General features: G+C 59.8%; 21 protein-coding genes and 2 pseudogenes. 8 read left to right on the top strand and 15 right to left on the bottom strand.

Annotated elements, in window-relative coordinates; all coding sequences use genetic code 11:
* From HP062_RS21925 to HP062_RS21910, 4 genes and pseudogenes are all read left to right on the top strand, one after another.
* Positions 1-1,122, top strand: coding sequence for a methionine ABC transporter ATP-binding protein (locus HP062_RS21925; RefSeq protein WP_145309099.1), 1,122 nt, complete (start codon positions 1-3; stop codon positions 1,120-1,122).
* Positions 1,112-1,755: pseudogene (locus HP062_RS21920) on the top strand (methionine ABC transporter permease). Before HP062_RS21925 ends, HP062_RS21920 begins: the two are co-directional and overlap by 11 nt.
* Positions 1,756-2,297: 542 nt before the next feature.
* Positions 2,298-2,654, top strand: a complete 357-nt coding sequence (locus HP062_RS21915; protein ID WP_010464820.1) for a DUF6124 family protein — start codon at positions 2,298-2,300, stop codon at positions 2,652-2,654.
* A 175-nt stretch (positions 2,655-2,829) separates the two neighbouring features.
* Entirely contained in the window at positions 2,830-3,459 is a 630-nt protein-coding gene (locus tag HP062_RS21910) for a bifunctional 2-polyprenyl-6-hydroxyphenol methylase/3-demethylubiquinol 3-O-methyltransferase UbiG (RefSeq protein ID WP_077747485.1), read from the top strand.
* Positions 3,460-3,573: 114 nt separating this feature from the next.
* Here the strand turns inward: HP062_RS21910 and HP062_RS21905 are convergent, their stop codons facing one another.
* From HP062_RS21905 to HP062_RS21875, 7 genes are all read right to left on the bottom strand, one after another.
* Complete coding sequence (locus HP062_RS21905) at positions 3,574-6,627, bottom strand: efflux RND transporter permease subunit (RefSeq protein ID WP_010464825.1); 3,054 nt, start codon at positions 6,625-6,627, stop codon at positions 3,574-3,576.
* A complete protein-coding gene (locus tag HP062_RS21900; RefSeq protein WP_172792015.1) occupies positions 6,624-7,691 on the bottom strand; it encodes an efflux RND transporter periplasmic adaptor subunit in 1,068 nt (355 codons plus the stop codon). Before HP062_RS21900 ends, HP062_RS21905 begins: the two co-directional genes overlap by 4 nt.
* Positions 7,688-8,791 carry an efflux RND transporter periplasmic adaptor subunit gene (locus HP062_RS21895; RefSeq protein ID WP_083375297.1) on the bottom strand — a complete coding sequence of 368 codons (1,104 nt, stop codon included), beginning with the start codon at positions 8,789-8,791 and terminating at the stop codon, positions 7,688-7,690. The genes HP062_RS21900 and HP062_RS21895 overlap by 4 nt, the downstream gene beginning before the upstream one ends.
* Positions 8,792-9,475: 684 nt before the next feature.
* Positions 9,476-10,258, bottom strand: a complete 783-nt coding sequence (locus HP062_RS21890) for a MetQ/NlpA family ABC transporter substrate-binding protein (RefSeq protein WP_010464830.1) — start codon at positions 10,256-10,258, stop codon at positions 9,476-9,478.
* Between the two features lie 174 nt (positions 10,259-10,432).
* Positions 10,433-11,365, bottom strand: a complete 933-nt coding sequence (locus HP062_RS21885) for a sigma 54-interacting transcriptional regulator (RefSeq protein WP_172792014.1) — start codon at positions 11,363-11,365, stop codon at positions 10,433-10,435.
* 59 nt (positions 11,366-11,424) lie between these two features.
* Positions 11,425-12,006 (bottom strand): alpha/beta hydrolase, encoded by a 582-nt coding sequence (locus HP062_RS21880; RefSeq protein WP_172792013.1) that lies wholly within the window; start codon positions 12,004-12,006, stop codon positions 11,425-11,427.
* A 384-nt stretch (positions 12,007-12,390) separates the two neighbouring features.
* Positions 12,391-13,464 carry a fatty acid desaturase gene (locus tag HP062_RS21875; protein WP_010464836.1) on the bottom strand — a complete coding sequence of 358 codons (1,074 nt, stop codon included), beginning with the start codon at positions 13,462-13,464 and terminating at the stop codon, positions 12,391-12,393.
* 100 nt (positions 13,465-13,564) lie between these two features.
* Here HP062_RS21875 and HP062_RS21870 point away from each other — a divergent pair, with 100 nt between their 5' ends.
* Complete coding sequence (locus HP062_RS21870; protein ID WP_010464838.1) at positions 13,565-14,569, top strand: AraC family transcriptional regulator; 1,005 nt, start codon at positions 13,565-13,567, stop codon at positions 14,567-14,569.
* A 156-nt stretch (positions 14,570-14,725) separates the two neighbouring features.
* Here HP062_RS21870 and HP062_RS21865 read toward each other — a convergent pair whose 3' ends face one another.
* Positions 14,726-15,091, bottom strand: a complete 366-nt coding sequence (locus HP062_RS21865) for a response regulator (protein WP_077747480.1) — start codon at positions 15,089-15,091, stop codon at positions 14,726-14,728.
* A gap of 70 nt (positions 15,092-15,161) precedes the next feature.
* On the bottom strand, positions 15,162-15,848 hold the full coding sequence (locus HP062_RS21860) for a Crp/Fnr family transcriptional regulator (RefSeq protein WP_077747479.1): 687 nt from the start codon (positions 15,846-15,848) through the stop codon (positions 15,162-15,164).
* Positions 15,849-15,932: 84 nt separating this feature from the next.
* Between HP062_RS21860 and HP062_RS21855 the strand changes: the two genes are divergently transcribed.
* Positions 15,933-16,451, top strand: a complete 519-nt coding sequence (locus HP062_RS21855) for a DUF962 domain-containing protein (protein ID WP_010464844.1) — start codon at positions 15,933-15,935, stop codon at positions 16,449-16,451.
* A 92-nt stretch (positions 16,452-16,543) separates the two neighbouring features.
* Here the strand turns inward: HP062_RS21855 and HP062_RS21850 are convergent, their stop codons facing one another.
* The 6 genes and pseudogenes from HP062_RS21850 to dibA form a co-directional block, all read right to left on the bottom strand.
* A complete protein-coding gene (locus HP062_RS21850; RefSeq protein ID WP_010464846.1) occupies positions 16,544-17,533 on the bottom strand; it encodes a sulfate/molybdate ABC transporter ATP-binding protein in 990 nt (329 codons plus the stop codon).
* Between the two features lie 3 nt (positions 17,534-17,536).
* Entirely contained in the window at positions 17,537-18,406 is an 870-nt protein-coding gene (gene cysW, locus HP062_RS21845; RefSeq protein WP_010464848.1) for a sulfate ABC transporter permease subunit CysW, read from the bottom strand.
* A 12-nt stretch (positions 18,407-18,418) separates the two neighbouring features.
* Positions 18,419-19,236, bottom strand: a pseudogene (cysT, locus tag HP062_RS21840) (sulfate ABC transporter permease subunit CysT).
* A gap of 69 nt (positions 19,237-19,305) precedes the next feature.
* Positions 19,306-20,319: a sulfate ABC transporter substrate-binding protein gene (locus HP062_RS21835; protein ID WP_172792012.1), complete on the bottom strand. Its 1,014-nt coding sequence runs from the start codon at positions 20,317-20,319 to the stop codon at positions 19,306-19,308.
* Between the two features lie 74 nt (positions 20,320-20,393).
* Entirely contained in the window at positions 20,394-20,576 is a 183-nt protein-coding gene (oscA, locus tag HP062_RS21830; RefSeq protein WP_010464855.1) for a sulfur starvation response protein OscA, read from the bottom strand.
* Positions 20,577-20,780: 204 nt separating this feature from the next.
* On the bottom strand, positions 20,781-22,700 hold the full coding sequence (gene dibA / locus HP062_RS21825; protein ID WP_083375303.1) for a phosphodiesterase DibA: 1,920 nt from the start codon (positions 22,698-22,700) through the stop codon (positions 20,781-20,783).
* Between the two features lie 146 nt (positions 22,701-22,846).
* Here dibA and desA point away from each other — a divergent pair, with 146 nt between their 5' ends.
* Together desA and HP062_RS21815 are read left to right on the top strand one after the other, a co-directional pair.
* On the top strand, positions 22,847-24,031 hold the full coding sequence (gene desA / locus HP062_RS21820) for a delta-9 fatty acid desaturase DesA (protein ID WP_145309089.1): 1,185 nt from the start codon (positions 22,847-22,849) through the stop codon (positions 24,029-24,031).
* A 255-nt stretch (positions 24,032-24,286) separates the two neighbouring features.
* A complete protein-coding gene (locus HP062_RS21815; RefSeq protein WP_102595053.1) occupies positions 24,287-25,276 on the top strand; it encodes a sensor domain-containing diguanylate cyclase in 990 nt (329 codons plus the stop codon).
* Positions 25,277-25,347 lie beyond the last annotated feature (71 nt).

Below are 25,347 nucleotides of genomic sequence, written 5' to 3'. Positions count from 1 at the left end.
ATGACGGCCGCGATCCAACGGCGACTGGAGATTCCAGAGCCACATAAAGCCGAACAGACCGAACTGCACCCGGACCTGAACCGCGCTCATGTGCGCTTCATCGGCCTGGGCAAAACCTACACCGGTCAGCAGGGTCCAGTGGCGGCGTTGCACGGCATCGACCTGGCGATCCAGCGCAGTGAAGTGTTCGGCATCATCGGTCGCAGCGGCGCTGGCAAGTCGTCGCTGATCCGCACCATCAACCGTCTCGAACAACCGAGCAGCGGCCGGGTGCTGATCGATCAAGTGGACATCGGCGAGTTCGATGAAGACCGCCTGGTCGCGCTGCGCCGACGGATCGGCATGATCTTCCAGCACTTCAACCTGATGTCGGCCAAGACCGTTTGGCAGAACGTCGAATTGCCACTGAAAGTCGCTGGTGTGCCCAAGGAAAAACGCGAACAGAAAGTCCGCGAACTGCTGGAGTTGGTCGGCCTGCAAGGCAAGCACAAGGCCTATCCGGCGCAGCTGTCCGGCGGACAGAAACAGCGTGTCGGCATCGCCCGCGCGTTGGTGCATGACCCGGAGATCCTGCTGTGTGACGAAGCCACATCGGCACTGGACCCGGAGACCACGCAATCGATCCTCGGCCTGCTGCGCGAGATCAATCAGCGGCTTGGTTTGACCATCGTACTGATCACCCACGAGATGGCGGTGATCCGCGATATCTGTGATCGGGTGGTGGTGCTGGAGCACGGAAAAGTCGTCGAGCAAGGGCCGGTCTGGAAAGTCTTTGGCGACCCGCAGCATGAAGTCAGCAAGACCTTGCTCGCGCCGCTGCAACACGCGCTGCCGGAAGAACTGCAAAGCGGTTTGCGTCCACAACCTCAGTCCTCGGATGCGGCGGTTGTGTTGCGTTTGCGCTTCACCGGCAGCGCCACAGACGAACCGGATCTGGCAGCGCTGTTCAGCGCCCTCGGCGGTCGCGTGAGGTTGCTGCAAGGTGGCGTGGAACGCATTCAGGGCCATGCGCTGGGGCAATTGCTGCTGGCGGTGACGGGGTCGTCCTTGGGCGCCGAGCAACTGCGTCAGCGCGCCGGCCACTGGGCGCAACAGGTGGAGGTGCTCGGTTATGTGGTTTGATCGTTTGTTGCAAGGCTTCATCGACACGTTTCTGATGGTGGGCGTGTCGTCGCTGATTGCGCTGCTGGCGGGGATTCCGCTGGCGGTCATCCTGGTCACCAGCACACAAGGCGGCATCTACGAAGCACCGGCGCTGAACCGTGCACTGGGCGCCTTCGTGAACCTGTTCCGCTCGATTCCGTTTCTGATTCTGATGGTGGCGCTGATTCCGTTCACCCGGTTGATCGTCGGCACCACTTACGGGGTCTGGGCCGCGGTGGTGCCGCTGACGATTGCCGCCACGCCGTTCTTTGCGCGCATAGCCGAAGTCAGTTTGCGCGAGGTGGATCACGGTTTGATCGAAGCGGCCCAAGCGATGGGTTGCCGGCGCTGGCACATCGTCTGGCACGTGCTGTTGCCCGAGGCGCTGCCGGGGATTGTCGGTGGTTTCACCATCACGTTGGTGACCATGATCAACTCGTCGGCCATGGCCGGGGCCATTGGTGCGGGGGGTTGGGGGACATTGCGTATCGGTATGGGTATCAGCGGTTTGACAGCCAGATCATGCTGACGGTGATTGTGTTGCTGGTGGTGTTGGTAGCGATTATCCAGCTGGGTGGGGATCGCTTGGCTCAGGGGCTCAACAAGCGCTGAACACGGTCAAGGTTGTAGCGCTTTTGTGGCGAGGGAGCTTGCTCCCGCTCGATTGCGCAGCAATCGCAAGATCTTTAGACCGGGTTTATCTGACACTCCTCATTGAATGGCTGGGGGCTGCTTCGCAGCCCAGCGGGAGCAAGCTCCCTCGCCACAAAAGTGTCCTCGACACGGGCAATTTCCCTCGCAACAGGGGGAACATTTCCCACAGGAAAATCAGTGTGCCTACAGGCCTGGTCCCTTTCATTTGCAGGACATTTCCTAGATCATTCCGCTCGCTTGCGCCTGCCAAATTCGGTGGCTAGTCTCGGTCCGTCACTGCTCATCAGTGATCGGGTTTAGTAGCCCGGAACAATAGGCGTATGGCGGTTCCATGCTCATGCCCGGTGTTGCTTGCCGCGTGCAGAAAATGGTGGCTGTACGTGGGGCACTCTCGGGTGCACCGGTTTTCCTATTGACCGGCCTACTACCTGCGTACAGCTGCCACCCACCGCTTAGTAGGCGAAGGTGTCGGCTCCCCTGCAGCAATAGGAGCAACGCCAATGAAAAGATCTGTCCCCGATCCACCTCCCGAAACATCCACCCAAGACAAACCCACCGACGATCCACTCAGAGATCGTTCCGCCCTTTATCGTGCGATCGATTTCTACCTCACCGGAGAACAGCCTTCGGCCCCCGATGAACTGCGGTTCTACAACGTCAGTGAAGACGTGAGCTTTGAAGACACCCAACTCTATGTTGCGGACTTGCTGCGCTGCGCTTCAGTCACCGCGTATCAGTGTGGCGATCACCTCAAGGGGGCGGATCGAGCCATGGTGTTTTCCGTTTGGCATTTGCTGGAGATTGCCAAAGCCATGGTTGATCGCTCCATTGATTGTTTGGGGATGAAGCAGGGCTGACATCGGTCGGCAGTGAAATCGCCTTCGCGGGCAAGCCTCGCTCCTACAGGAGTACGCGTCTGTCGAAACAACTCGATCAACTGTAGGAGCGAGGCTTGCCCGCGAATGGCTGCGAAGCAGCCCCACGTCTGATGGCGTATATTCGGCCATATCCCCATTGCCTGCGCAGCCGACCATGAAGCAAACCCCCGACGACCTCCAGAAGATCACCGCCACCACCCTGGACCATTACAACTCGGTGGCCGAAGGTTTTCGCGAGGGGACTCGCGATCATGATGTCAGCCAGAACATCGATGCCCTGCTGCGGCATATTCAGGGCGAGGCGCCGTTCGACATTCTCGATTTCGGCTGTGGGCCGGGGCGGGATTTGCAGACGTTCACGCGCATGGGCCACACGGCTGTCGGGCTCGATGGTTCGGAAAAGTTTGCGCAGATGGCGCGTGAGGACAGTGGATGCGAAGTATGGCAGCAGGACTTTCTGAAGCTGGACCTGCCGGATGGACGCTTCGACGGGATTTTTGCCAATGCGGTGTTGTTTCATATCCCGCGCCAGGAATTGCCTCGGGTGTTGAAGGAGTTGCGCAGGGCGTTGAAGCCAGGTGGCGTGTTGTTCAGTTCCAATCCTCGCGGCGAGAATCAGGAAGGGTGGAATGGGCCGCGTTATGGGGCTTACCACGATCTTGCGGCGTGGCAGCAATTACTGACTGAGGCGGGGTTTGTGGAGCTGGAGCATTACTACCGGCCGGCCGGGCTGCCGCGGGAGCAGCAGCCTTGGTTGGCGAGTGTGTGGCGCAAGCCGGTGTAGCCTGACAGGACGCCATCGCGAGCAGGCTCGCTCCTACAGTTGACCGAGTTGTCCAGACGGACGCGGTCCCCCTGTAGGAGCGAGCCTGCTCGCGATGAGCGCGTAGCGCTCGCCTTACTGCACCTCTTTCTGCGGCTCGCGGATTTTGTACCAGGCGACATAAAGCGCTGGCAAAAACAGCAGCGTCAGCAACGTCGCAATAATGATCCCGCCAATCATGGCGTAAGCCATCGGCCCCCAGAACACTTCCCGGGCAATCGGGATCATCCCCAGGCTGGCCGCCGCAGCGGTCAACAGAATCGGTCGGCGTCGATGCTCCGTGGCCTGCGCCACAGCATCCCAAGGTGAAACGCCCTCTTTCTCCAAGGCGTCGATCTGGGTCACCAGGATCACCGAGTTGCGGATGATGATGCCGATCAACGCCAGAATCCCCAGGATCGCCACAAAGCCCATTGGCGTGCCCGTCGGGATCAGCGCCAGCACCACGCCGATCAGCCCGAGCGGCGCGACACTCGCCACCAGGAACAGCTTCTGCACGCTGTGCAGCTGGATCATGAGGAAGGTCGCCATCAGGAACAGCATTAGCGGCACCACCTTGGCTATCGGCCCCTGGGCCTTGCCGCTTTCCTCCACCGTGCCGCCCGTGGCGACCGAGTAACCCACCGGCAAACCGGCGGCGAATTTATCGATGGCGGGGTTGAGCTGCTTCACCAAGTCAGTCGGCTGAATCTCATCACGCACCGCCGCCTTGATGGTGATGGTCGGTTTACGGTCACGGCGCCAGACCAGCGGTTGCTCGAGTTCATAACGCACCGTGGCGAACGCCAGCAGCGGAATCGACGTGCCGCTCGGGGTCACGATCTGCAAGTTTTGCAGGGTTTCCGGCGTGCCACGTTCCGCGTCCACCGCGCGCCCCACGACGTTGATCAGGTAGATATCGTCATCGACCTGAGTCACCGGCGAACCAACCACAATGCTGTTCATCAAGTTGGCCACGTCTTCCGACGACAGCCCCAGTTGCCGCGCCTTGTCCTGGGCGATCTCGATGCGCAGGACTTTGCCCGGTTCGTTCCAGTCGTAAATGATCTCGCCGATGTGCGAGTTCTTGTCCAGCTCGGTGGCCAGGGCGATGGCGTGCTTGCGCACCTGATCGATGTCCTTTCCGCTGACCCGGTATTGAATCGGGCGACCCACCGGCGGGCCCATTTCCAGCGCCTGGACGTAGCTGCCGATCCCGACGAAATCCTTGCGCAGCCGTTCGCGCAAGCGCTGACTGAGGGCGTTGCGCGATTCCAGGCCTTTGCTGACGATCACCAGTTGCGCGTAGTACGGGTTCTGTAATTGCTGGTCGAGGGGCAGGTAGAATCGGATCGCTCCCTCGCCGATGTAAGTGCTCCAGCGCACGATGTCCGGGTCATCCTTGAGCGTCGCTTCGAGCTTGTCCACCGCCTTGCGGGTTTCGGCCATCGAGGCGTTTTGCGGCAGGTTGAGGTCGACGAGGATTTCCGGGCGGTCCGACGACGGGAAGAACTGGTTCTGCACAAACTGCATGGAAAACACCGAGGCCACAAACAGCGCAATGGTGATACCGATCGCCCACCAGCGATTGCGCATGGCCCAAAACATCCCGTAATTGAATGCACGGCCGATGCGCCCGGGCTCGGCGTCATGGGGTTTCACCTTGGCGCTGAGAATGTGCACGCCGATCACCGGGGCAAACAACACAGCGACAATCCACGACACCAGCATCGCCACCGCGATAACGGCAAACAGGGTGAAGGTGTACTCGCCCGCCGAGCTGGCGTTGAGGCCAATCGGCACGAACCCGGCGACTGTCACCAATGTGCCGGTGAGCATGGGGAACGCCGTGGAGGTGTAGGCAAACGTCGCCGCCTGCTCCTTGGTCTCGCCCATTTCCAGGCGTGTGACCATCATTTCGACCGTGATCATTGCGTCGTCCACCAGCAGGCCGAGGGCGATGATCAATGCGCCGAGGGAAATCCGCTGCATGGTGATGCCGCTGTATTCCATGAAGATGAACACCATGGCCAGCACCAGCGGGATCGAGCACGCCACCACCAGCCCGGCGCGCACACCGAGGCTGACGAAGCTGACGATCAGCACGATCACCACCGCTTCGAACAAGGCACTGGTGAAGCCTCCGACGGCTTTTTCCACCACTTCGGCCTGATCGGACACAGTGTGCACACCAACGCCCACCGGCAAGTCTGCGGTCAGGTCAGTCATGCGCTGGTGCAACGCCTTGCCGAACTCCTGGATGTTGCCGCCCTTCTTCATGGCGATGGCAAGGCCGATGGCCGGGTGACCGTTGAAACGGAACTCCGGGGTCGCCGGGTCAACGTAGCCACGGCTGATGTCGGCGATGTCGGCCAGGCGGTAGAAGCGGTCATTGAGCCGCAGGTTGACGTTGGCCAGGTCTTTCTCGGAAGCGAACTGCCCGGAGGTGCGCACCGAGATGCGCTCCGGGCCGGACTCGATCACACCGGCCGGGGTCACTGAGTTCTGGGTTTGCAGACTTTGCACCACCTGGCGTTGATCGATACCCAGCGCCGCCAGTTTACGGGTGGAGAAATTCAGGTAGAGGACTTCGTCCTGCTCACCGACCATCTCGACCTTGCCCAGCCCCGGCACTTCACGAATTTCAGCGCGAACCTGTTCCACGTAATCGCGCAACTGGCGCATCGACAAGCCGTCGGCGGTAAAGGCGTAGACCGAACCGAACACATCACCGAATTCGTCGTTGAATCCCGGCCCTTGCAGGCCTTGGGGGAAGTCACCGCGAATGTCGTTGATCTTCTTGCGCACCTGGTACCAGATTTCCGGGATGTCCTTGGCACTGGTGGTGTCGCGCAGGTTGACGAACACCGTGGACTCGCCGGGCCGCGTATAGCTTTTGACGTAATCGAGGGAGTCGAGCTCTTCGAGTTTTTTCTCGATGCGATCCGTGACCTGCTTGAGGGTTTCTTCCTGGGTCGCGCCCGGCCAGCGGGTCTGGATGACCATGGTTTTGATGGTGAACGACGGGTCTTCCTCGCGCCCCAGGTTCATGTACGAGAACACGCCCATCAGCAGCGCGACGAACATCAAATACCAGACAAACGACTGATGCTTGAGGGCCCATTCGGATAAGTTGAAACTCCCTTTCATTGGGGGCTGTCCTCGTCGATTCTCACTTTCTGTCCCGGTTTCAGGCTGTTCACACCCGCGCTGACCACCCGCTCACCCGACTTCACACCGTTGGCCAGGACCATGGTCGAATCGGTGCGGCTGAGAAGGTTGACGTCCCGTGGGGCAACGGTCTGGGTCTGCGTATCGACGACCCAGATGCGCGATTGCCCACCGACCTCCTGTAGCGCACTCAAGGGCAGTTCGATGCGGGGTTTGATCGCGGAGCTGAGGGTGACGCTGATCGCTGTGCCCAGGCGAAAACCGGGCGGTGTGTCTGTCAGGGTCAGGCGGGCTCGACGGGTACGGGTCGCACTCTGGGCCTGGGGCTCGATTTCACGAACAGTGGCCGTCGTGTTGATACTCGGGTCCAGTTGCGCCGCAACTTGAAAGACGACGTCGCTCGGGAGTTGGTCGACCAGGGTGTCCGGCAGGTCGATCACCGCTTCCTTGATGTCCGGCTGCGCCAGGGTCACCACTTGCTGGCCGGCGGTGACGACTTGCCCGGCTTCGGCATTCCACGCGGTGACGATGGCTTTGTGGTCCGAGCGCAATTCGACATAGTTGAGCTGATCCTTGGCCTGATCGACCGCCGCCTTCGCTTGATCGAGAGAGGCCTGGGTGGTCTTCAGGTCGGTCTGCGCGACATCGAGTTGCGCCTGGGCGCCGACGCCGCGATCGAACAATTCCTGCTGCCGCCGGGCGCTGGCCTGGGCGTTGATGTATTGCGCCTGGACGCTGGCCAGATCGCCCTGGGCGGAACGCAGCTGATTCTGCTGATCGGTAGGGTCCAGGGTGGCGAGCAGCGCGCCCTTTTCCACTTCGGCACCGACATCGACGTTACGGCTGGCGATGCGCCCCGGCACGCGGAACCCGACATTGCTTTCATAGCGGGCCTGGATGCTGCCGGCAAAGCGGCCGAGATGTTCCTCGTCCAGCGATTCGACCTTGACCGACAGCACCGGACGTATCGGCTCCGGCGGCGGTTCCTCTTTCGAGCAAGCCGCCAGCATCATCGCCGTGCACACCAGTAACAGACGCTTCATGGCTGAGCTTCCACAGCAAGATCCTTGTAGGTGTTTTCGGCGATTTCAACTTTCACGCCGGGGTGCAGCAACTGACCGCCCGCGATGACGACTTTTTCGCCGCTCTGCAGGCCGGCGCTGATGATCACTTTGCCGGTCAGGTAACGACCGACCGTGACATTGTGCAGTTGCGCCTTGCCCTCGCCATCCACCAGCCATACCGCCGGATCGCTGAGGTTTTTGGTCAGGGCCGACCACGGCAATTCCACGGCGGACTTGCCCGGTGTCTTGGCCGTAGCGCTTACCACCGAGCCCAGTTGCATGCCCTCGGGCAGGCTGTCGAGGGTGACTTTGACTTGCACGGTGCCGGTCTGCGCGGACACCGCCGGAGTGATCTCCCGCACGGTGCCAGTGGTTTTGATCGACGGGTTGTCGAGCAGGCTGACCACGATGGTTTTATCCTCCGGCGCCTCGGCCAGCAGCGATTCGTAGACGTTGAACACCGCGTCACGCTCACCATCGCGCGCCAGGCTGAAAATCGGCACCGTCGCCTGCACCACCTGACCGACCTCGGCCTGACGCGCCGTTATCACGCCTGGCGCCTCGGCAATCAGCGCGGTGTAGCCGAGTTGTTCGCGAGCATTGGCAAGCTGCGCCTGAGCAGCGGTCAGCGCGCTCTGACTGCTGCGCAAGGCGGCTTGCGCGGAATCGTATTCGCTTTGGCTGGTGTAGCCCTTGGGCAGGAGTTTTTGCTGGCGGACAAACGCGGCGGCGGTCTGCTTGACCCGGGCCTGCTCGGCGGTGACTTGGGCCTGGGCCGAATTGACGCTGGTCTGCAGGTCTTTGGGATCGAGTCTGGCCAGCACTTGTTTGGCCGACACTCGGTCACCGACATCGACCATGCGCTGAATGATCTTGCCGCCCACGCGGAACGACAACTCAGTCTGGACCCGGGCCTGAACATCGCCGGTGAGCGTCACCGACGCGGCGTAATCCAAGGGTTTGACCTCCTGGACGAAGACCCGTGGACGGTCCTTCTCGACCGGTTTTTTATCGCCACACGCGGTCAGTAGTGCAAGGAGGCTCAGACCAACCGCTATTTTCAATCCGGGACCAGCCATGCAGACTCCTTTGCGTTGTACGGACGTGCCAATGGCGATACGACTGTGAGCTTAGAACAGGGTTCCATGGGTGCACCTGACGCCCTCAAATAAAGCCATCAAGTCACAAATCTTGTAGCACGCGGCGGAGCCCACTGAGAGCCAGCCTGAGGTTCGGATGACGGTCGTGTTGGCCAGCTTCACGTCGACCTTGTCGCATCACGCAAAAAACTATCTCGCGGATTTGTCGCGGCGAAAGAAGACGACTATTTTCCTTGCAGCTGTAGGAGGGATCTTTTTTTCAAAAAGCCCCTCCAAGGACGCACAGCTTTTGGCCAGACTCCCTGGCTGAACCCTCACAAGGAAGAGAAAAATGGCTGAGATGAAAGTGCCACAGCGGTTGGATCCGCAGGAAATCGTGAAGTTATTGGTGGCATTGCGCCGGGCGCTGGAGGCCAGGGTAGCCTGAATGCGCGGGCGCTTTTATGGCGAGGGAGCTTGTCGGACCGCCGCACCGTCCCGCTCGACTGCGCAGCAGTCGCAAAATCAGTCGAAACGGTGTGCCTGAAGAAGCGCATGTGCAGGATTTAGGGTCGCAACCCAGCGGGAGCAAGCGCCCTCGCCACAGGTTTCTCGCAGGCAAAAAAACGCCGACGCTTTACCAGCCGTCGGCGTTCGAAACCTTGAAGGGGTTTACCTCGCGAATCAGAACGCCGGCAGTACCGCGCCGCTGTACTTCTTCTCGATGAATGCTTTCACTTCCGGGCTGGTCAGGGCTTTGGCCAGTTTCTGGATGGCAACGCTGTCCTTGTTGTCCGGACGAGCCACCAGGAAGTTCACGTAAGGCGAATCGGCACCTTCGATCACCAGCGCATCTTTAGCCGGGTTCAGACCTGCTTCCAGCGCGTAGTTGGTGTTGATCATGTCCAGGTCGACCTGATCCAGCACACGCGGCAGCATGGCCGATTCCAATTCCTTGAACTTGAAGTTGTGCGGGTTCTTGGCGATGTCTTTCGGCGTAGCCAGAGCGTTTTTCGGGTCTTTCAACTCGATCAGGCCAGCCTTCTGCAGCAGGATCAGGGCACGGCCGCTGTTGCTGCCTTCGTTCGGGATGGCGATGGTCGCGCCGTCTTTCAGCTCAGCCAGGGTTTTGACTTTCTTCGAGTAGCCGCCGAATGGTTCGACGTGCACGCCGATCACGGTTACCAGATTAGTGCCTTTGCCTTCGTTGAAGCTTTTCAGGTACGGCAGGGTCTGGAAGTAGTTGGCGTCCAGACGCTTCTGATCGACCTGTACGTTCGGCTGAACGTAGTCGGTGAACACTTTGATTTCCAGGTCCACGCCTTCTTTGGCGAGGGTTGGCTTGATCAGTTCCAGAATCTCGGCGTGTGGAACCGGGGTCGCCGCCACCACCAGTTTCTCGCCAGCCTGGGCCAGGCCCGCGGTCAGGGCAGCCGCCAGTGCGGTGAACAACAGAACCTTTTTCATGCAGTGTCCTTATCGAAAATCACGGTCGTCAGCGACGACGGCTAAATAGTACGTGTGCCAGTGAAGTGCTATCGCTGGCGTGAAGCGGACAATACCGGGATTTTTTATTCCCGAACAATATCTTTTATTCACTCTCATATTCCATTTTGTTCATACAGCTCTAACCCACACGGGTTACAGCATTCGGCTAAAGCTTTCGAGCAGATCCTTTAGCGCCGAACGCTCGTCAGCCGTGCCGTTTTTGCTCACTTGCGCGATCTGCTGCTCAATCTGCACCAACGACACAGGCACTTCAGGCAGATTCAAATGCTCCGGCAAAATCTCGTCGCCGGTACTGACCAGCAGCGCAAAGTGAATGACATTCTCCAGCTCCCGGGTATTGCCCGGCCAACTGTGCCGCTCCAGCACCAACTGCGCGGCCTCACTGATCAGCGGCACCGGCAGGTCGAGGCGCTGGCTGTAGATGCCGAGGAAATATTCTGACAGCGACAAAATATCCCCGACCCTGTCACGCAATGCCGGCAGTTCGAGTTGACCTTCGCTGAGGTAGTGATAAAGCCGCTCATGGAATTTCCCGGCCGCCACCGCCTGGGCCAGATCGATACTGGTGGCCGCCACCAGGCGCACGTCCACCGGGCTCGGTTGCTGAGCGCCAACGCGGGTGACTTCGTGGTTTTCCAGGGCGGCGAGCAATTTGATCTGAATCGGCAGCGGCAAGTCGCCGATCTCATCCAGGTAGAGCGTGCCGCCATTGGCCGAACCGAACCACCCCGCGCGGCTGCTGGCCGATCCGCTGTAACTGCCGGCGGCATAGCCGAACAGTTCGGCGTCAGCATAGGTCGGGCTTATGGCGCCGCAGTTGACCGAGACGAATAACCCGCTGCGATCACTGGCACGATGGATGTGCCGCGCAAGCAATTCCTTGCCGCTGCCGGTTTCACCACGGATCAACACCGAGATCGAGCGCGGCGCCAGTTGTTCCAGCTCCAGGCGCAACTGCCGGGAACGTGGATCGACAAACACCAGCGCCTTGGCGCGAATACTCAGGGGACTTTTTTCTGCGTCGGGAAAGGTCAGCAGTGGCTGACCGAAGGCTTCGAAACTCATGGCAGACTCCCGCCCTGAACCGCCGGGAGACGGGTTGGCGTTCTAAAAAAGAAAAAGGTTCAAGCACGTCGCAGGGCGTGGTGTTCCATTCGATTTTGCAGGCGGTAGAGATAGGCAAATCCCTGCTCCCATCGCTGGTGACCGGACTTCACGTTGATGTGTCCGGCACCCGGCAGAATCCCCGCCTCGGCGCCCCAGTTGCGAGCCAGCTCCAGAGCTCGCGGCGCACTCACGGCGCTGTCGTTGTCGGAGCTGACGACCTGGCTCGGGAAGGGCAAAAGGGTTGTGGGAATCGGTGCGAAGTTACGCAAGGCCGGAGCACATGCCGGACGTTCAACGTCCGCCGGCGCGACCAGCAAGGCACCGCGAACCTGTCGCAAAAAATGCAGCGATGCCGTGGCCGCCCAATGGGCGACCGTAATGCAACCCAGACTGTGCGCAATCAAGATCACCGGCGTGCTGTCGGCAGCAATCGCTTCTGCCAGCGCGGCAACCCAGTCTTCACGACGCGGCGTCAGCCAGTCGGCCTGCTCCACCCGAGCGCTATTGGGCAGGCTGTTCTGCCAGTGACTTTGCCAATGATCTTTCGGCGATCCTTGCCAGCCCGGCACAATCAGGTAGCGAATTGATTCGTTGCGCATGGGGGAGCTCTCCTGCTGCGTGTCTGTTCCCGGTCGAGTATAGGGAGGAGAGTTATATCCGTTAAGGAATAAGAAGCTATTTATTAAGATCCATAAGGAATATGCGGTGGTTTTGAAAAGACAAAAAAAGGGACCGCACCCTGCCAAGGAGACGGCCCCGGAAACTCAAAATCTGCTAGCGCTAATCAACATCACTGGATGCGATGATTGACTTAAATACTTATCCAACAAAGGAATATTTAATTACTTTGTTAGATCCGAAACGCATAAGTGGATCGCGATACAGCAACTACCAAGTCATCCTGTTTGGGTCATAACGTACCGACCCTTTGGGTCAGATTGATGACGGGCGCCTTTGCCGTGTTGAGTTTCCGATAACATCGATCACGCCTGAGCGGCACGCACCTCCTGCGCCTCTGCTGTTTCCTCGCGTACAAACCGGTTCGCCCGCCCAAACGTCCCGAAATCATTGAACCGCACGCCCATCTCGCGCATCACCTTGTGCGCCACCGGCACGGTCATCTGGCGGATGTAAAACGGTTCCTTCACCACGAAGTGATGAATCCCGTGGCTGCTGCCGAAGTTGAAGCAGAACGCTTGCATAGGCCACATCCACCAAGGGTTCAGCACCTGGGTTTGCTGAATCACATTCCCCGGCTCCACATCCCCGTAGTAATGCATGTTGGAGCTGACAAAATGCAGGCAAAACGTGCGCAACACGTTCGGGCCGATGATCACCACCGCCGCGATGTCGATGACCGTCATCACCGACAGCGTGGTCGCCGACCATTCGATGGGTGACCCCATCAGGTAGGCAATGCCATTCGCCGCATGGAATCCGAGGAACATGTACCAGGCGCCCCAATGCACCAGCGCCAGCGGCGCGTAGACCTTCAACGTGCGTTTGATGATGCTGAATTTATGCGCCCAGGTCTTGGCGCGCAGCATGCGAATGAACGCCGACATCACGTTGTCGCCGACCATCAAAAGCCGCGCGATTCCCCAGGGCTCGCCGTTGGTGATCGCGCGCTCTTCCATGTCGGCTTCCGTACCGGACACCTTGTGGTGATTGAGGTGCAGATGCCGGCGAATCCATGGGTTGATCGTGCTCGGGCGCGCCAGCCACACCAGGCCCATCATCAGGTTGTGCGGCACCCGTTGTTTGCGGAAGTACATGCTATGAATCAGGTCGTGTTCCAGCTCGTGAGTCAACGAGGCGAAAAACGCGTTGAGCAACAGGCACGCCCACCAGGCCAGGTGCCCGGTCAGGTAGAGCGCCGCTGAACCGATCATTCCGGCCAGCGCGAAGGCCAGAATGCCCGCGCCCAAGGCGTCCTGATGGTTGAGAATCGGGTAGCGTTTGCGCAGTTCGACCCCTCTGGCCAGCACCACTTCGCGAATATGCGCTGATCGTTGGGCTGCATTCAGTCGCTGGGGACTTGCAGAAGTACCGTCCATGCTTCCATCCTCTGGTTATTGATGTTCGCATCCTGCCTTGTGAACCCTCACACCGTGGTAGCCGTGAACGCCAACCTGTTGACCGGAAGCGCCAATCAGCATGACTGAACCGACCTCCCTCGCCAGCTGGACCCGCGCCCTGCGCAAGCAACTCGATGCGCTGGGCCTCGACAGCACCGCTTTGTGCCAGCAGGCGGGGCTCGACCCGCAATTGATGGACGACCCGAACGCCCGTTACCCGTTGTCGGGCACCACGCGCCTGTGGGAAATCGCGGTGCAGGTCAGCGGCGACCCGGCGATTGGCTTGCGGGTGTCGCGTTTTGTCAGCCCGACCACGTTCCATGCGCTCGGTTATGCGCTGGTGGCCAGCGGCAGTCTGCGCGAAGTGTTCGAGCGCATCGTGCGTTATCACCAGGTGGTCAGCGATGCGCTGGAACTGGAACTGACCCGCGCTGAAGATCGCTACCGCTTCCGCCTGAAAATTCCGCAAGGCAATCCCGCACCGGCGCTGGAGGCCATCGACGCGTTTGCCGCGATTTACGTGCGCACCTGCCGCAATCGTCTGGGCCGCGAATATGCCCCGCTGGCGGTGTATCTGCGCCGCCCGGAACCGGCCGACCCGCATCAATGGCACAAAGTCTTTCGTTCGCCGGTGCACTTCGCCGCCGACGAGGACCGACTGGAATTTGCCCTCGTGGACTTCGACAGTCACCTGGACGATGCCAACCCGGAACTGGCCGAACACAACGAAGCGGTGCTCAAGCGTACTTTGGCGCAACTCAAGCCGCTGACATGGGAACGCAAGGTCCGCGATGCCATTGAAGAACAATTGCCCGAAGGCGAACCGAGCGCCGAACACATCGCCAAGGCCCTGCACCTGAGCTTGCGCAGCCTGCAACGGCATCTCGCGGACGAAGGTTGTCGATTCGACGCGTTGCTCAATGAAAGCCGCGAAAACCTTGCGCTGCTGCACCTGCGTGACCCGCAATGCTCGTTGAGTGAAGTCAGTTATATGCTGGGGTTCGCCGATACCAGCAGCTTCAGCCGCGCGTTCAAGCGCTGGACCGGGATGACACCGGGGCAGTTTCGGGATGGGTTGCGGTGAAACATCGGAAAGATGGTTTGCCAGAACCGACCTCTTTGCGGGCAAGCCTCGCTCCTACAGTGGTTCCATATGGACCCCAATATCGCGGCAAATCGAAAAACCTGTAGGAGCGAGGCTTGCCCGCGAAGGGGCCAGACCAGACACCGCAGTAACGCCCTAACGCCCCCGATCCCGCCGCAACAACTTGCGCACCCGCGTCACCAGTTCGCTCACGGCAAACGGCTTGAGCAGGTAATCATCTTCATGCAGCTCCAGACCGCGCAGGCGATCTTCGATGCCGTCCTTGGTGGTCAGCAACAGCACCGGCGTGTCGCCGAGCTTGCGGATCTGTTGCAGCAACTGCCAGCCGTTGAGCCCCGGCAGCATCACGTCGAGGATGATCAGATCGTATTCGCCGGACTCGATAAAGCGACGCCCGTCCATACCGTTGAGCGCCACATCGACTGAATAACTCGCCTCGTTCAGGCCGTTGGCCAGGCGTTTGGCGATCTCCGATTCGTCTTCTACTAGCAGCACACGCATGGCACACCTCGATTGTCGTCATCACAGGCTAGGCGCGTTCGCGGGCAAAGCCCATCAAAAACGCTGAGTTTCAGAAAATCGCCAATGCCCGCAAGCCCTCGGCGTTGAGGATTTCGATCTCGCCATACTTCAAATTCAGAATGCCCTGCCCCTGCAAGTCCTTGAGGATCTGGTTGGTGGTCTGGCGCGACAGCGACAGCATTGACGCCAGTTGCTCCTGCGGCAGTTGCAGCACTCGGCGCGGCGGATCGTATTCGCCGTAGCCCTCGGCGATCATCAGCAGGCGGTGAGCCAGGCGTGCCGGGGCGGGCATCAGGCTTAGCTGTTCGAGGTTGATGAAGGTCAGGCGCAGTTTGTGGCTCATCAGCAATGCCAGCTGCCGCCAATACACCGGTTGTTCGTCGAGCAACGCCAGCAATGCCGCCTGCGGGATGTGCAACAGGGTGCACTGGCCCACGCCGAACGCATCGTGGGTGCGTGGCTGGCCGTCGAACAGGCAGATTTCGCCGAACCAATGGGGCGACTCCACCAGGCTCAACAGCGCTTCCTTGCCCTGCTCGCTGACCGCGCCGATGCGTACCGCGCCTTCGATCACCGCATACAACCCGCACGGCGGGTCACCGCGTTTGAACAACAGCTGCCCGGTCGACAACCGTCGCACCCGGGCCGCAGCCAGCAGACTATCCTGTAAGGGAACCGGTAAATGACTGAACCACTGCCCCGACTCCAGGCGCGAACGCCAAACCTGCATGCTCATGAAAACTCCTGGAGATTGTCGCCTGCCTGACAGAGCGAAAGGTGAACCCGAGGCATGATCAATCACCCTACAGGAGGAATAACAATGAAAAGCCTCGTTGACCATCTCAGTCAATACGCCGCTTACCACCGTGACCCGCGCAATATCGCCAGCCACTTTATCGGGATTCCGCTGATTGTGGTGGCGGTGGCGGTGCTGCTGTCGCGGCCGCAATGGGTCGGGGGCTGGGTGTCGCCGGCGGTGCTGCTGGCACTGGCCTCGGCATGGTTTTACCTGCGCCTGGAGGTACGCCTCGGGGTGTTGATGACGGTGCTGCTGGGGCTGTGCGTCTGGGCGGGTCAGGTTCTCGCGCAGCAAAGTACGCTGGTGTGGCTCTCGAGCGGGATCGGGATGTTTGTGGTGGGCTGGGCGATTCAGTTTGTCGGTCATCACTATGAAGGACGCAAACCGGCGTTTGTCGATGATGTGACGGGGTTGATTGTCGGGCCACTGTTTGTGGTGGTTGAACTGGCGTTTTTGCTAGGGATGCGGCGGGATTTGAAAGAGCAGATCGAGGCGCGGGTGGGTGGGGTGCGGGTCAATCCGAAGCGCGCTGCTGCGTAGATTGCTTTCGCGGGCAAGCCTCGCTCCTAAAGGGGATCTATGTACGCCATAGATCCCCTGTAGGTGCGAGGCTTGCCCGCGAAGCTTTTGCCTTAGATGTTGGCGAGTTTCTGCCAGACCTTGGGCTTGAAGAACAGCGTATCGCCCTTCGCCAGGTCGATCAGGCTGTCGTGATCCTTCACCACTTCAGCTTCGATCAACTCGCTCTGGCCTTCGACCTTCAACGTCACCCGAGTGGTCGCGCCCAGCGGACGGATATCCCGCACTTGCGCCGCGTGATGGTCTTCCAGCTCATGCCGCGACAGCGACACTTCATGCGGGCGGAACAGCACGTGGTTGTCTTCGCCCAGATGCAGGCGGTTCGAATCACCGAGGAAGTGATAAACGAAATCGCTGGCCGGGTTTTCGTAGACGTCGCCCGGTGAGCCGATCTGTTCGATCACGCCTTTGTTCATCACCACGATACGGTCGGCGACTTCCATGGCCTCTTCCTGGTCGTGGGTCACGAACACCGAGGTCAGGTTGATGTCTTCGTGCAGCCGTGCGAGCCAGCGACGCAGCTCCTTGCGGACCTTGGCGTCGAGCGCCCCGAACGGTTCATCGAGCAGCAGGACTTTCGGCTCCACCGCCAAGGCACGGGCCAACGCGATACGCTGACGCTGCCCGCCGGAGAGTTGCTCCGGGTAGCGATCCGACAGCCAATCCAGTTGCACCATGTTCAGCAGTTCATGAACCTTCACCGCGATCTGGCTTTCGCTTGGGCGCTGGTTTTTCGGTTTCATGCGCAGGCCGAACGCGACGTTGTCGAACACCGTCATGTGACGGAACAGCGCGTAGTGCTGGAACACGAAGCCGACATTGCGATCACGCACATCATGGCCGGAGACGTCTTCACCGTGGAACACGATGTTGCCCTGATCCGGGGTTTCCAGGCCGGCGATGATCCGCAGCAGCGTGGTCTTGCCGCAACCCGAAGGGCCGAGCAGGGCCACGAGTTCGCCGCTTTGAATGTCCAGGCTGATGTTGTCCAGCGCCTTGAACGCATTGAAATTCTTGCTGACGTTACGCACTTCGATCGACATGACTTATTCCTCCGCGGCGCTGGCGCGCAGGCGGTTAATACGGTTTTCGCTCCACTGCTTGAGCAGCAGGATGCAGAGCGCCAGGATCAGCAACAGGCTCGCCACAGCGAACGCGGCCACGTGGTTGTATTCGTTGTAGAGGATCTCGACGTGCAGCGGCAGGGTGTTGGTCACCCCGCGAATGTGCCCGGAAACCACCGACACCGCACCGAATTCACCCATGGCCCGCGCGGTACACAACACCACGCCGTAGATCAGGCCCCATTTAATGTTGGGAACGGTGACGTGCCAGAACATCTGCCAGCCATTGGCCCCGAGCAAGCGCGCAGCCTCTTCTTCCTGGGTGCCTTGTTCCTGCATCAGCGGGATCAGTTCACGCGCCACGAACGGCACGGTGACGAAAATCGTCGCCAGCACGATGCCCGGCAAGGCGAAGACGATCTGGATGTCGTGATCCTGCAACCACGGCCCGAACAGGCCCTGGGCGCCAAACATCAGCACGTAGACCAGACCGGCGATAACCGGCGATACCGAGAACGGCAGGTCGATCAGCGTGACCAGCATACTTTTGCCACGGAACGAGTATTTGCTCACGCACCATGCAGCGCTGACACCGAACACCAGGTTGAGCGGCACTGATATCAGCACGGCAATCACCGTGAGTTTCAGGGCCGACAGCGCGTCGGGTTCGAAGATCGCGGTGAAGAACGCACCGATTCCGAGCTTCAGGCCCTGAGACACCACGATCACCAGCGGCAGCAACAGGAACAGGACGAACACCAGCCAGCCAAGGCCGATGAGGATTCGCCGCGACGAAGCGCTGCCACGACGGGCAGCGTTCGAGGAAGCAGCAGCAATAGACGATTGGGACATTTCTGCGCCTCCTTATGGGGTTTCGATGCGCCGCTGCAGCAAGTTAATCAGCAGCAACAGGACGAAGGAAACCACCAGCATCAGTACACCAATGGACGTGGCGCCGGTGTAATCGTACTGGTCGAGTTTGACCATGATCAGCAGCGGCAGGATCTCGGTTTTCATCGGCATATTGCCGGCGATGAAAATCACCGAACCGTACTCGCCGACCCCGCGGGCAAAGGCCAACGCGAAACCGGTCAGCCAGGCTGGCAGCAGCGCGGGCACCAGAATATGGCGGAAAACCTGTAGCGGTTTTGCACCCAGGCACGCTGCCGCTTCTTCCACTTCACGCGGGATATCAGCCAATACTGGCTGTACGGTACGTACTACGAATGGAAGTGTCACAAAAGTGAGGGCGAGGGTGATGCCGAGGGGGTATACGCGATCTTGAAACCCAGGTCCGCTGCAAACTGACCCACCCAACCATTGGGCGCGTATAGCGCAGTCAGCGCGATACCGGCCACGGCGGTGGGCAAAGCGAAGGGTAAGTCGATCATCGCATCGATGACTTTGCGTCCAGGGAAGGTATAGCGCACCAGCACCCAGGCCAGCAGCGTGCCGATGATGCCGTTGATGATCGCGGCATAGAGCGCGGTGCCGAAGCTCAGCTTCAACGCCGCCAGCACCCGTGGCGCCGAGATAATCGCCCAGAACTGATCCCAGGTAAGTTGGGCGGCATGCACAAACATCGCCGCCAGTGGAATGAGCACAATCAGGCTGAGGTACACCAAGGTGTAGCCCAGCGTCAGCCCGAAGCCGGGTATGACGGGGGAGATACGACGCGACATAAAAGTCCTTGGTTGAGAACGCGCAAAGCCCCGAACTTAAATCCGGGGCTCGTTGATGGCTATTTAAAACTACTGCGCCTGGTAGATCTGGTCGAACACACCGCCATCATTGAAGAATTTCGGCTGAGCGCTTTTCCAGCCGCCGAAATCCTTGTCGATGGTCACCAGGTCCAGGGTCGGGAACTGCTTGCTGTACTTGGCGGCCACATCCTTGTCACGTGGACGATAGAAGTTTTTCGCCGCAATTTCCTGGCCGGCCGGGCTGTACAGGTGCTTGAGGTACGCCTCGGCGATCTCGGCGTTGCCCTTTTTCTCGGCGTTCTTGTCGACCACAGCCACCGGTGGTTCGGCGAGGATCGACAGCGAAGGCACAACGATTTCGAACTTGTCCGCGCCGCCGTCTTCTTTCAAAGCCAGGAACGCTTCGTTTTCCCAGGCCAGCAATACGTCACCCTGACCGTTGTTGACGAAGGTAATGGTCGAACCGCGAGCGCCGGTGTCCAGGACCGGCACATGCTTGAACAGGGTCTGCACGTATTCCTTGGCCTTGGCTTCGTCACCACCGTTGGCTTTCAGGCCGTAGGCCCAGGCCGCGAGGAAGTTCCAGCGCGCACCGCCGGAGGTTTTCGGATTAGGAGTGATGACCGACACGTCGTTTTTGACCAGGTCGCCCCAGTCCTTGATGCCTTTAGGGTTGCCCTTGCGTACCAGGAACACGATGGTCGAGGTGTAAGGCGTGCTCGCCTCGGGAAGACGCTTCTGCCAGTCGACCGGCAGGGTCTTGCCGAGTTTTGCGATTTCGTCGATGTCACCGGCCAGGGCCAGGGTCACCACGTCGGCGCGCAGACCATCGATCACGGCACGGCCTTGTTTGCCGGAACCACCGTGGGACTGCTGGATTTTCACGTTATCGCCAGCGTGGTCCTTCTTCCAGAAGTTGACGAACTCGGCGTTGTAATCCTGATACAGCTCGCGAGTCGGGTCATACGACACGTTGAGCAACTCGTAATCCTTGGCAACCGCAGAACCAGCAAAAAGTGCACTGGCCAGGGCGGCCAAAGCGAAATGACGAATCGACGACATGGTGAAAGCTCCTGGAATTCTTGGATGTGTTGGCTTTTTTTATGGAGTGCTGGAAGCGCGGGCTGCCGGTTTTTTCAGCTCGGTTTGTTGCTCGGGCTTTGCAGACGGAATTTTTCTTTGCGTTCGATCTGGACCACCTGAGCGTTGTGCACGGTGATCTCGACTGCGCCAAAACGCAGGTCGCGCAGTGCGCTCTGGATCTCACGCAAGATGGTGGCTTCGTCTTGACCCTCAACGCTACGTAGGGATGCGCTCATGGTGCTGCTCCTTCAACTGAGAGATTGCCTGGCAGTGGCGGCACTGCTTGCGGCGTGAGAGCAATACTAGAGACACGTAGATATTCTTAAAAAGACTATTTGAGAATGTTTATATAACCAGAAAGCAGATCGCTTCGGCGCTATGCGCGAAGGGGGGAAGTATCCGGTGACGCTTTGCGTCACGGATTAAGGGGGGACCTGCGCTTAGCGAATTTCCGGCGCATGCGCCCAATCGAGCTGCTCGGCCGGAACCGGTCGCCCAAACCAGTAGCCCTGGCCCAGATCGCAATCGTGTTCGAGCAGGAAACGCGCCTGCTCGACCTGCTCGATCCCTTCGGCGTGCACCTGCATCCCCATGCTTTGCGCCAGCGCGATAATCACCCGCACGATCGCCACGTCGTCCTCATCCCACGGCAATCCTGCGACGAAGCCCTGATCGATCTTGAGCTTCTGCACCGGTAAACGCTTGAGCCGCAGCAGCGACGAATAGCCGGTGCCGAAATCATCGATGGCCAGCCGCACACCCAACTCGCGCAGTCGATGCATCTGCTCCAAGGCCACTTCCGGGTCTTCCATGACCGCGCTCTCGGTGACTTCCAGTTCCAGAAACGCTGGATCGAGCCCGGTTTCGTGAAGCACTTTCGCCACTTGCTGAAAGAGCTCACGGCGAGCGAACAGTCGAGACGAGACGTTTACCGCGATAAACGACAACGCCACACCGGCCTGCTGCCACGAGCACATTTGCTGACAAGCCTGGCGCATCACCCACGCATCGATCTCCGCGATCAATCCGGTGCGTTCGGCGATGGGAATGAATTCTGCCGGCGGCACCAGCCCTCGTTGCGGATGCTCCCAGCGCACCAGCGCCTCGGCGCCCACCAGCCGACGGGTCCTGAGGTCGTGAACCGGCTGGTAATAAACGCGCAGCTCCTGCTGCTCCAGCGCTCGGCGCAGTTCAACAGCCGTCTCGACCCGATTCTGGGCATGGGCGGTCAGCTCTTCGGTGTACAAGGCGTAGCCATCGCGACCGGCGCTTTTGGCCTTGAACAGCGCCGAGTCAGCGTTACGCAATAATTGTTCGGCACTCAAGGCATCGCCGGGGAACAGACTGATACCGATGCTGGTATTGATGAACAGTTGATGTCCGCCGATCAGGAATGGCTCTTTGAGAGCATCAATGATCCGTTGCGCAAGCGCCGCCGCCTGCATCAACTGCGGACAGCTTTCGGCGAGCACCGCGAACTCATCGCCACCGAGCCGCGCCAGCGTGAGCTCCGGCCCGAGCATGGCCTGCAATCGCTCGGCCACGGCCTTGAGCAGTTCGTCACCGATGGTGTGCCCAAGGCTGTCGTTGATCATTTTGAAATGATCCAGGTCGATCATCAGTAATGCACAGCCACGCTTGTGCAGTTGCGCTGACGTCAGCGCCTGCTCGGTACGGTCGGTGAACAGCAAGCGGTTAGGCAGATCCGTCAGCGGATCGTGATGAGCCAGGTGCTTGAGCTCATGTTCGGAATTCTTGATTGCGCTAATGTCGGAAAACACCGCGACGTAATGGCTGAGCTGGCCCTGATCGTCGCGAATGACGCGGATCGTCTGCCATTGCGGGTAGATCTCACCGCTTTTGCGGCGGTTCCAGATCTCCCCGCTCCACTCGCCGAGGCTCTTGAGTGTCACGAACATCGTCTGGTAAAAATCCGCGGGGTGATGGCCCGACTTGAACAGGCTCGGTCGCTGACCCAGCACTTCCGCCTGCGAGTAGCCGGTGATTTCCATGAACGCCCGGTTAACATGGACGATCAGCCCGTTGCTATCGGTGACCAGCACACCTTCACGCGTGCAATCGAACACCGCAGCCGCCTGGCGCAAACGCTCGCGCTCTTCATGACGCTCACTCAATGTATTGCCGATCCCCAGGCAACGGAGCAATCGCGCTCTGGCAACGAAGATCAGGCCGGTGCTCAGCAGGATCCAGGCATAACCGTTGATCAGTTGCCAACGTACCAGCTCGTCGGAGCCATCGAAGAAACTGTTCAATAAATAGCCGCTGAGCTGCAGCCAGACGATGGAAATCAATAGATAGAGCAGCGCTGCTCGCGACGCGTCGCGATAGGTGGCAGACATTAGCCGTCCTTGTCCCTGCGAAAAGGATGGGATTATAGGTTAAAGAAACATCCAGCCACTCTTATCTGAAAGGGTGACTGGTTTTATCTGTGGGCTTAGTGATAATGCAACGGCTGTTTTTTTCTTTATCGAGGGCCCTATAGCCTATGTGGTACGAAGGTTTTCTCGGCTTGTCGCCCTGGTCACTGGTGGCAGTCACCCTGCTGATGACCCACGTGACGATCATCGGCGTCACGGTCTATCTGCACCGTTATTCAGCCCATCGCTCGCTTGAGCTCAATGCTGGCCTGAAACATTTCTTCCGCTTCTGGCTGTGGCTGACCACGGCGCAGAACACCCGCGAGTGGACCGCTATCCACCGCAAGCATCACGCCAAATGCGAAACCGTCGATGACCCGCACAGCCCGGTCATCAAGGGCCTGTCCACCGTTCTGCGCAAAGGTGCCGAGCTGTACCGCGCCGAAGCGGAGAACCCGGAGACCCTGCGCATCTACGGCAAGAACTGCCCTGAAGACTGGATCGAGCGCAACCTCTACAGCCGTTTCCCGCTGCTGGGTGTGGCGATCATGGGCGTCATCGACCTGCTGCTGTTTGGCACCATCGGCATCACCATCTGGGCGATCCAGATGATGTGGATCCCGGTGTGGGCCGCCGGCGTGGTCAATGGCCTGGGCCATGCCATCGGCTACCGCAACTTCGAATGCCGCGACGCGGCGACCAACCTGGTGCCTTGGGGCATCCTGATCGGCGGCGAAGAACTGCACAACAACCATCACACCTACCCTAACTCGGCAAAATTGTCGGTGAAGAAGTGGGAGTTCGACCTCGGTTGGGCCTGGATCCAGGTCTTCAGTTTCTTCCGCCTGGCCAAGGTCCAGCGGGTTGCACCGATCGCCCACCGCGTCGAAGGCAAAGGCAGCCTGGACATGGACACCGCCATGGCGATCCTCAACAACCGCTTCCAGATCATGGCCCAATACCGCAAATTGGTCATCGCGCCGCTGGTCAAGCAAGAGCTGGAAAAGGTCGATCACTCGGTCCGTCACCAGTTCCACCGGGCCAAGCGTCTGCTTTCGCGGGAAACCAGTCTGCTGGACGATAAACACCACCTGCGCATCCAGACCATGCTCGAGCACAGCCAGGCGCTGAAGGTAATTTACGAGAAACGCCTGGCCTTGCAGCAGATCTGGGTCAAGACCAGCTCAAATGGTCACGACATGCTGGCTGCCATCAAGGATTGGGTACACGAAGCGGAGGCCAGCGGGATTCAATCCCTGCGCGACTTCGCCGACCAGCTGAAAACCTACTCCCTGCGCCCTGCCGCTGCCTGACCCTGCCGAAGCTCTTCCCTGTGGCGAGGGGGCTTGCCCCCGTGCGGCGACGAAGTCGCCGCAAAATCTGACGACGCGTTTTAACTGAAAAAACGCGCCTCAGATACCGCCCGGCGGGAGCAAGCCTCCTCGCCACGTAGCGCGGGAACCAATCTCCAAATCCCCTATCTCAAAGACACTTCGCCATACCCCGGCGGGCTTCGTTGTTGCTGCTTTCGAACCTCAAGCGGCGCACGCCCTTTGAGAGTTGTCCCAATGGTCCCAAAAAACCTGCAAGACGCACCCTTCGCTCAATCGCCCGACACTGCTCAAACCCTGATGGCGCTGATGCACGCCCAGAGCGAAGTCGCGCGCCTGAGCGAACGCGAACAGCTGTTCAGCTCCCTGCTGGTGAGCGTCAACGCTGTGCTTTGGGCCTTCAACTGGGAAACCCGTCAGGTGCTCTACGTCAGTCCGGCGTATGAACGGATTTTTGGCCGATCGGCTGGCAGCTTGCTGTCCGACTACAACGAATGGCGCGACAGCATTTACCCCGATGACCTCGACTACGCCGAGCGCAGCCTCGCCGAAGTGCTGGTCAAAGGCGCCGTTGAAGACCGCGAATACCGCATCATCGCCGCCGACGGCCAGGTGCGCTGGCTCAGCGACAAATGCTTCATCAACCGCCAGGCCGAGCCGGGCCAACCGGTGATCATCGTCGGCATTGCTGAAGACATCACCGAAAAGAAACGGATGGAAGCCGAGTTGCAGCGCCTGGCGACCACCGATGTGCTGACGCAAAGCAGCAATCGCCGACACTTCTTCGAATGCGCCCAACGCGAGTTTGCTCAGGCGCGCAAGCAAGGCGCACCGATGGCGTTCCTGTTGCTGGACATCGATGACTTCAAAGGGGTCAACGACACTTACGGTCATCAAGCGGGCGACAACGTACTGCAACGAATCGCCGAGAGCGGTCGAGCCGCATTACGCCGGGGAGATGTATTCGGGCGGATCGGAGGCGAGGAATTCGCAGCGGTGTTTCCCGGCTGTGCACCCGACATGGCCATGCAAGTCGCCGAGCGCCTGCAATGGCAGATTCAGCAACTGAGCTTCAGCCATGATGACCAGACGTTCGGCATCACCGTCAGCCAGGGGTTGACCAGCCTGACGCCGGAGGACGACTCCCTCGACAGCGTGTTCGCCCGCGCGGATGCCGCCATGTATGAAGCCAAGCGCCAGGGAAAAAACCGCATCATTTCCGGGTGACACCCATCCAAAATCCAACACAACTCCTGTGGGAGCGAGCAGGCTCGCTCCCACAGGTTTTTGTGTGAAGT

It is taken from the genome of Pseudomonas sp. B14-6, from assembly GCF_013260315.1.
Taxonomy (GTDB): Bacteria; Pseudomonadota; Gammaproteobacteria; order Pseudomonadales; family Pseudomonadaceae; genus Aquipseudomonas; species Aquipseudomonas mandelii.
The sequence above is the reverse complement of the archived record's forward strand: the minus strand, read 5'-3'. Positions and strand labels throughout refer to the sequence as shown.